A 9,173-nucleotide genomic window follows, 5' to 3' on the forward strand; every position below is an offset into this window, starting at 1 on the left:
CGCGTTGGGTCGTACCCGACGTGGTCGACTAGCATGGAGGGCTGCTTGCCAACGAAAGGACTGTCATCGACCACGTCGATTCATCGTCACTGATCAGCGACGTAACGAGTGGCGCCCGCATTCCGGTAAGGAATGAGGTGGAAGTGGAGCACGACGCCCACGGGCGAATCGACGGGCACAGCGCCGGGTACGGATCGCGAATCGGGGGAATCGCTGTCCTGCCACCGTTCACGACGGTGGGCTCGGTCGGCCGGGGCGCGGTGCGCGAGCACGGTGTCGCGAGAGATCACGGGGAGTAGACGAGTGGATGACGGTGCACGGTTCGACGGCGGACCGGCTGACGACGACCGCTCCGACGAGACGGTGACGAGCGAGACGCAGGTGAGCTCGGCGGGAGTGCTGCCCGAGGGCGCGTTCCCGCTGTCGGGAGCACAGCGCGGCATCTGGTTCGCGCAGCAGTTGGCCGGGGACGTGCCGATCGCGATCGCGCACTACGTCGAGCTGAACGGAAGCCTCGACCTCGACCGTCTCGAGTACGCGCTGGACCGGGCGGGCCGCGAGTTCGGATCGGGCTATCTGCGTCTGGCCGAGGTGGACGGCGAGCCGTTCCAGTACGTGGACCTCAGCATGCGTGATCACATCTCCTACTTCGACCTGCGCTCCGAGTCCGACCCGGAAGCCGCGGCGATGGACTGGATGACGCGCGAGTACAGCACGCCGGTGGACATGCTCGTCGACCGTCTCGTGGTGTCCCACGTGCTGCAGTTGAGCGACGAGCGGTGGTTCTGGTACTCCCGCATCCATCACGTCGCGCTCGACGGTTTCGGCGCGATGACGATGATCCAGCGCACCGCTGCGCTGTACACGGCAGCGGTGGAGGGCAGGGAGCCCGAACCCTCCAAGGCCGTCGATCTGACCGATCTCTATGTCGACGACGCCAAGTACCGGTCGTCGGACCGCTTCGAGAAGGACGCCGCGTACTGGGCGGAGAGAGTGCGCAGCCTCCCGGATCCGCCGTCCCTCTCGGCCGTCACCGCTCCGCCGACGTCGCCCGCGCTCATCGCCGGTGGCTTCGTCTCCACCGACCTCGCCGAGCGCCTCGACCGGCGGGTCACCGATCTCGGCACCGCGTCGGCACCGTTCGTGGTCGCCGCCTTCGCCGCGTTCGTCTCCCGCATGACGGGGGCCGAGGACACGGTCCTGAGCCTGCCGGTCTCGGCGCGCACGACGGCGGCCATGCGTCGCTCGGGCGGCATGGTCTCCAACGTGGTCCCGCTGCGTCTCGCACTCCCGCCGAGCTGCACGGTCGCCGAGTCCGCGTCCCGCGCCCAGCTCGAACTCACCGGCGCCCTGCGCCGGCAGCGCTACCGCCACGAGGACATTCGTCGCGACAGCGGCGAGTCGGCGACCCAACGCGGACTGTTCGGCCCGTCGATCAACATCATGCTGTTCCACGACGAGCTGCGGCTCGGCGACCTCAACGGCTCGTACAACGTCCTGACCACGGGTCCGGTCGAGGACCTGGCGCTGAACATCTATCCCGGTGCGGACAGCCGCGAACTGCGGATCGACTTCGAGGCGAACCCGCTGCGGTACACGCAGGACCAGCTGAACGCGCATCGTGCCCGCTTCGTGCGCTTCCTCGATGCGCTGATCGATGCCGAGCCCGACGCACCGCTCGGATCGCTCGAGGTGCTGACCGACGACGAGCGGCGGCGTTTCGTCCCCGCACTGGGCGGCGAGAGCTTCCCGCAGGTCACTTTCGGCGACATCATCGCCCGCGCCGTCGACGCCGCTCCGGACACGGTGGCCGTCACGTGCGGGTCGGAATCGGTCACGTACGAAGAGCTCGACGCGCGCTCCAACCGTCTGGCCCGGCTGCTGATCTCGCGGGGCGTCGGACCGGAGAGCGTCGTCGCGGTCGCACTCGGTCGATCGGTCGAGATGATCCACGCGACGTGGTCGATCGTGGCGTCGGGCGGCGCCTTCCTGCCCATCGACCCGGCGTATCCGCTCGAGCGCATCGTGCACATGCTCGGGGACTCGGGCGCCCGGATCGGCGTGACCACCCGACGACACGTCGCGGACCTGCCGGACACGATCGACTGGCTCGTCGTCGACGACGACGAGCTGTGCGGCGATCTCGAGGTCTGCTCGCCCGCCCGCATCACCGACGCCGAGCGATCGGCTCCGGTCCGACCGTTCACCGCTGCGTGGATGATCTACACCTCGGGATCCACCGGCTTGCCGAAGGGCGTCACCGTCGGCCACGACGGACTGTCGAACATCATCGGCGAGATGACCGTCTCGTACGGGGTGTCGACGAAGTCGGTCGTCCTCGGTGTCGCGTCGCCGAGTTTCGACGCGTCCATCTTCGAGCAGCTGATGGCGCTCTCGTCGGCGACGACGCTGGCTCTCGCTCCGTCGGGGGTGTTCGGCGGAGAGGAACTCGCGGACTACATCCGCGAGAAGAACGTCACGCACGTCGTCATCACGCCGGCCGCGTTGGGATCGTTGGACCCGGACGGTCTCGAGCAGATCGAGTCGATCATCAGCGCCGGTGAGGCACTGCCGTCCGAGGTGGCGGCACGCTGGGCTCCGCGCACCGCGCTGCGGAACGCCTACGGCCCCACCGAGACCACGATGATCGGATCGATCTCCGATCCACTGGTGCCCGGTGCTCCCGTGACCATCGGGTCGCCCATCCGAGGAACGCGACAGGTGGTGTTGGACAACAGGCTCCGGCCCGTTCCCGTGGGTGTCGTGGGTGAGCTGTATCTCGCCGGTGTGGACCTCGCCCGCGGGTACGCCAATCGCTTCGCGCTCACCGCCACGCGCTTCGTGGCCGGACCGTGGGCCGAGCCGGGCGGGCGCATGTACCGCACCGGTGACCTGGTCCGGTGGACCGAGGACGGCGACATCGTCTACGTCGGTCGCGCCGACTCGCAGGTGAAGATCCGCGGCTTCCGCATCGAACTGGGCGAGATCGACGCGGTGCTCGCCGAGCATCCCAGCGTCCGTACCGCCGTCACCGTGGCGCACCGGCAGTCGTCCGGAGCCACGGTGCTCGCGGCGTACGTCGTGCTGCGTCCGGACACGACGCTCGAGCACACCGAACTGCTACGCCATGCCGCGCAACATCTTCCGTCGCACATGATCCCTGCCGCCGTCGTGGTCCTGGACCGCCTGCCCGTCACCGTCAACGGCAAGATCGACCACCGGCGGCTGCCCGAGCCGGTGCTCGCGACGCGCGAGTTCCGCGCCCCGACCACCGTGGTCGAGGAGATCGTGGCATCCGTCTTCACGCAACTGATGGGTGTCGACCGGGTCGGACTCGACGACGACTTCTTCGCTCTCGGCGGCAACTCGCTCATCGCGACGCGCGCCGTCTCCCGTCTGGGTGCCGCACTGGGGACACAGGTCTCGGTGCGCACGTTGTTCGAGGCACCCACCGTCGAGTCGCTCGCGTCCCGACTGCAGCAGGGTGGCCACGGCGAGACCCGCACGCCGCTGGTGCCCCGCGAGCGGACCGGGCCGGTGCCGCTGTCGCTCGCGCAGCGCCGCATGTGGTTCCTCAATCAGTTCGACCCGTCGTCGGTCGCCTACAACATCCCGTTGGCCCTGCGCCTCGAGGGTGATCTGGACATCGCCGCGCTGCAGGTCGCGATCATGGACGTCGTCGACCGCCACGAGGCGCTGCGGACGTCCTACCCGGACACCGAGAACGGACCGGTCCAGGTCGTCCACGATCCCGAGGCCGTGGTGCCGGACCTGACACCCGTGCCGGTCGACGCGGGGGATCTGCACGGCGTGCTGATCTCCTTCGCGATGACCACCTTCCAGGTCACGGAGCACGTCCCGCTGGTCGGTCGCCTGTTCCAGATCAGCGAGACCGACCACGTGCTGGCCATCGTGGTGCATCACATCTCCGCCGACGGTGCATCCCTGACACCCCTCGCGCGCGACCTGATGGCGGCCTACAGCGCCCGCATCGCGTTCTACGCGCCCACGTGGACCCCACTGCCCGTGCAGTACGTCGACTACACGTTGTGGCAGCGGGAGGTGCTGGGGTCCGAGGACGATCCCACGTCGCTCATCGCGCAGCAGGAGCGCTACTGGGTCGAGACCCTGCGCGACGCACCGGATCTGCTGCCGCTCCCGATCGACCGGGCCCGTCCGTCCCGGTCGTCGCTCAGCGGCGGAGCGCACGCGTTCGAGATCGATGCCGAGCTCCACGCGAAGATGATCGACCTGGCCGGGCGCCACCGCACCACGCTCTTCATGGTGGTGCACGCGGCGCTGGCCGTGACGCTCGCCAAGATCAGTTCTACCGACGACATCGTCATCGGCACCCCGGTCGCGGGACGCGGCGACGCGGCGATCGACGACCTCGTCGGCATGTTCGTGAACACCTTGGCGCTGCGCACCACCGTGGGCAGTCGCCAGCCGTTCGACGCGCTGCTGGACCACGTCCGCGAACGCGACCTGCAGGCGTTCGCCAACAGCGACGTTCCGTTCGAGCGTCTCGTGGAGGTGCTGTCCCCGGCGCGGTCGGAGTCGCGTCACCCGATCTTCCAGGTGATGCTGGCGTTCGAGAACATGGGTCACTCGACGGTGGAACTCACCGGACTGCGCCTGTCCACGGTCGATCTCGACCTGCAGGTGGTCAAGTTCGATCTGCAGCTGACCATGACCGATCGCACCGACGACGCGGGCCGTCCCGCCGGTATGCCGGCCACCTTCTCGTACGCGTCGACACTGTTCGACGCCTCGACCATCGAGGCGATCACGCGCCGGTTCGTGCAGGTGCTGACCACGATCGTCGACGATCCCACCGTGTCGGTCGCCGACATCGACGTGCTCGACGCCAGTGACCGCGTGGTCGCCGAGAGGTCGATCCAGCGCGTGTCCGAGGGCCGTCCCGTGGGCGACGACACCATCGTCTCGCGGGTGCTCGATCACGCGGCGAGCCACCCCGAAGCGAGTGCAGTGCGGTTCGGCGAGGTGTCGATCACTTACGGCGAGTTGGACTCTCGTTCGCGCGCCGCTGCAGCGAGGCTGTACGCGCTGGGGGTGCGGTCCGGCGATCGGGTCGCGGTGGTGTGCGACCGGTCGGTGGATCTGGTCGCCGTGCTGTTCTCCGTCATGAGGGCAGGCGCGACCTACGTGCCGATCGACCCCGAGTATCCGGGCGACCGGGTCGACTACGTCGTGGCCGACTCCGGTGCGCGCTTCGCCGTGGTCTCCGCTCGGCTCGAGGACCAGGTGCGGCGCGACGGCCTGACCGTCGTCGTGGACACCGATGTCGTAGCGGCGGAATCGGATTCGGAGTCGGGGTCCACCGCGCTGCTGCCCGTGGCGCGGCCGGACGACGTCGCGTACATCATCTACACCTCCGGATCCACCGGTAACCCCAAGGGTGTGGCGATCCCGCACACCAACGTGGTGACGTTGCTGACGAACACCGAGCAGTACTTCGGCTTCGGACCCGACGACGTCTGGACGATGTTCCACTCCTACGCCTTCGACTTCTCGGTGTGGGAGTTGTGGGGCGCGCTCACCACGGGCGGCAGCGTCGTCGTGGTGGACCACTGGACCGCTCGCTCGCCGGGCGACTTCCTCGACATGCTCGCCGACCGGGGCGTGACGGTGCTCAACCAGACACCGTCGGCGTTCTATCAACTCGCCGAGGCCGAGCGCGACCGTGCGGGCACCGAGCTGTCCCTGCGCCACGTCGTCTTCGGCGGTGAGGCGCTGGATCTGTCGCAGCTGCAGCGCTGGTACGCGCGGCACGCGGACGACAGTCCCCGGCTCGTGAACATGTACGGCATCACCGAGACGACGGTGCACGTCACCTACCAGGAGTTGACGGCGGCATTCGCGGCCGCGGCCCAGGGCAGCGTCATCGGCGTTCCCGTCCCGGGTCTCGGCGGCATTGTGCTCGACGACGCCCTGCGGCCCGTACCCGTCGGGGTTCCAGGTGAGCTCTACGTCCTGGGTGCTCAGTTGGCGCAGGGCTACGTCGGTCGCCCCGACCTGAACGCGACGCGTTTCGTGGCCAACCCGTACCTGGCCGGTCAGCGGATGTACCGCTCCGGCGACGTCGTGCGGTGGAACCGCGACGGCGCGCTGGAGTACCTCGCACGTGCGGACGCCCAGGTGCAGATCCGCGGATTCCGCGTCGAACTGGGCGAGATCGAGACCGTCGTGGCGTCCACGCCCGGTGTCGCGGGCGCCGCCGCGTCGGTGGTGCGGCGCCCGGCCGGCGACGTCCTGGTCGCGTTCGTGGTGCCCGAATCGGGCTCCACGGTCGACGCGGCGGCAGTCACCGAACACGTCGCCTCGCTGTTGCCGGCGTACATGGTTCCCGCGCGCATCGTCGAGCTGGACCGTCTGCCGCTGACCGTGAACGGCAAGCTCGACCGCAAGGCACTGCCCGAGGTCACCGAGGACTCCGATCGCACGTACCGCGCACCCGAGACGCGGGTGGAGAAGGCGATCGCGGGTGTCTTCGAGGACATCCTCGACGTCACACCCGTCGGCCTGGACGACGATTTCTTCGGACTCGGCGGCAACTCGCTCGTCGCGACCCAGGTCGCGTCCCGCATCGGTACCGAACTGGGCGTGCACGTTCCGGTCCGCGCCGTGTTCGATGCGACCACCGTCTCGCGTCTCGCGGCGGTCGTCGCCGAGCTCGGTGCGTCCGATCGACCCGCGCTCGTCGCGGGTCCCCGTCCCGATGTGATTCCGCTGGCACTCGCACAGCAGCGCATGTGGCTGAGCAACCGGCTCGACCCGTCGTCGCCGATGTACAACCTGCCGTTAGGTATCCGGCTCGAAGGCCGTCTCGATCTCATGGCACTGCGTCGTGCTGTTCGTGACCTCGTCACGAGACACGAGATCCTCCGCACCGTGTACCCGCAGACGGACGGCGTACCGCGGCAGGAGATCCTGACGGTCGACGAGGCGGGCGTCGAGCTCGCCGTCCAGGATGTTCCGTCCGCGCGGTGGATCGACGAGTTCGTCGCCCTCGCGACGCGCGGCTTCGACGTCACCACGGCGGTCCCGCTGCGGCTCGCGGTGTTCCGAGATCCGGAAGTCTCCACCAAGGCCGTGCTCGCGATCGTCGTGCACCACATCGCCGCGGACGGCGTGAGCCGCGTGGCGCTGACCCGCGACCTCGTCACCGCCTACCTCGCACGCACCGAGGGCGTCGACCCCGCGTGGGCTCCGCTCCCCGTCCAGTACGCCGACTACGCGGTGTGGCAGCGCGACGTCATCGGCTCGCCCCGCGACGCCGAGTCGGTCGCGTCCGCCCAGATCGCCTACTGGAAGCAGGCTCTCGACGGCCTGCCCCCGGAGCTGGACCTGCCGCGTGACCGGGAGCGGCCGGCGTCGCCCACCCGCGAGGGTGCGTCCGTCCACTTCGCAGTGGACGGGTTCGCGGCGGACCGGGTGGAGGCACTGGCGCGCGACCACAACGCGACGCGATTCATGGTGGTGCACGCGGCACTCGCCGTCGTCCTCTCCCGCCTGTCCGGATCGACGGACATCGCGATCGGCACCGCTCTCGCGGGCCGCGGAGATCCGGCGCTCGACAACCTGGTCGGCATGCTCGTCAACACGGTGGCCCTGCGTCTGCGGGTCGACGAGGATCTGAGCTTCGCCGAACTGGTGGCCGCAGCCCGTCGCGTGGACGTCGACGCGTTCGCGCACTCGGAGGTGCCGTTCGAGACCGTCGTCGACGCCGTCGCGCCGCAGCGCACGGGATCGGTGCCGCCGCTCTTCCAGACCGCACTGGCGTTCCGCAACATCACGCCGGCGCGGGTGGAGCTGCCCGAGATCACCGTGTCCGAACTGGAGAATCCGTTCGAGCCCGCCAACTTCGATCTGTTGCTCACGGTCGACGACGACGGCTCGCGGAAGCCGGGCGGCGACATGACGATGATGTTCACGTACTCGACCGAGCTGTTCGACGAGGAGACGGTGGAGACCTTCGGCCGGCATCTGGCGTCGGTGCTGCGGGCCGGGGTCACCGAACCCACGCGCGTCGTCGCCGATCTGCCGCTCGCCGAGGTGGTCACCGCGGCGCCCGTGGTGGAGCCCACGACTCCCGCGGCGTACTCGGGACCGTCGGTGGTCACGTCGTTCGCGTCGGCCGTGGAATCGGATCCGGACGCCCCCGCCGTCGTGATCGGCGAGAACGAGGTCAGCTACGCCGACCTCGACGCTCGTTCCAACCGCCTGGCGCGCTGGCTCGCGGGGGCAGGAGTCGGTGCCGGGTCGACGGTCGCGGTCCGGTCCGGCGACTCCGGCCTCGACACGGACACCCTGGCCCTGTGGTGGGGGATCCTCAAGGCAGGCGCGGCGTTGGACATCGGCCGAGTCGCACCCGACGTGATCGTGCTGTCCGGCGCATCCCGCAACGGGAGTCGGGCGCCGCTGATCCTGTCGGTGGACGACGCCGCCGACGACGTGGCGCAGTTCTCCGCGCGCCCCGTCACGTACGCGGATCGGGCACGCCCGCAGAACGGAGCCGATCCGGCGCTGGTCCTGCCGACCGGGACGGGCTCGGTCGGCGTGCTCACGTTCGACGAGCTCTCCGGCATCGTGTCCGCCGAACTCGATCGACTCGCCGTGGACTACGAGTCCCGGTTGTTCGCGACGGCGGCGGTCTCGACCGTGTCGCAGGCGCTGCGGGCGCTGGTCGCCGGTGTCGCGGGCGCCGCTGTGCTGGTGCAGGACGGTGCGGCGGAGTCGCTGACGGACGTGCTGCTCGATCAGTGGGTGACGCACCTGTTCGCCACCCCGTCGGACCTGTCGGCGGTGGACGCCGGGGAGTTCGAGGATCTCGCCGTGGTGGTCACCGACGCGGGCCGGGGCGACAGCGAGTCGTGCGACGGCTTCGCCGACGGCACCGAGATCGACGTCGTGCCGTTGACCTCGACGGGTATCGGACTCGCCATGCGGAGCTCATGACGGGATCCGTCCACGCCACGGAGACAGGCGCCGTTCACACCACCCGGGTGAGCGGCGTGCGCGCCGCCCTGCTCGATAGGGTGGATCAGATGGGGCGACGGCCCATGAAGCACGCGTGCGCGCATCCGCGGGGAGTGTCGCGAGTACGCAGCGGGATCGTCGGTGGGCAACCACGGGCGAGGCTCGGTATCGAT

Annotated in this window: 1 protein-coding gene; it reads left to right on the plus strand. The window is 69.4% G+C overall.

Annotated elements, in window-relative coordinates; all coding sequences use genetic code 11:
* Positions 1–303 precede the first annotated feature (303 nt).
* Positions 304–8,979: an amino acid adenylation domain-containing protein gene (locus HQ308_RS04205; RefSeq protein WP_222645513.1), complete on the plus strand. Its 8,676-nt coding sequence runs from the start codon at positions 304–306 to the stop codon at positions 8,977–8,979.
* Positions 8,980–9,173: the final 194 nt, after the last annotated feature.

It is taken from the genome of Rhodococcus sp. BP-241, from assembly GCF_019836145.1.
Lineage (GTDB): Bacteria > Actinomycetota > Actinomycetes > Mycobacteriales > Mycobacteriaceae > Rhodococcoides.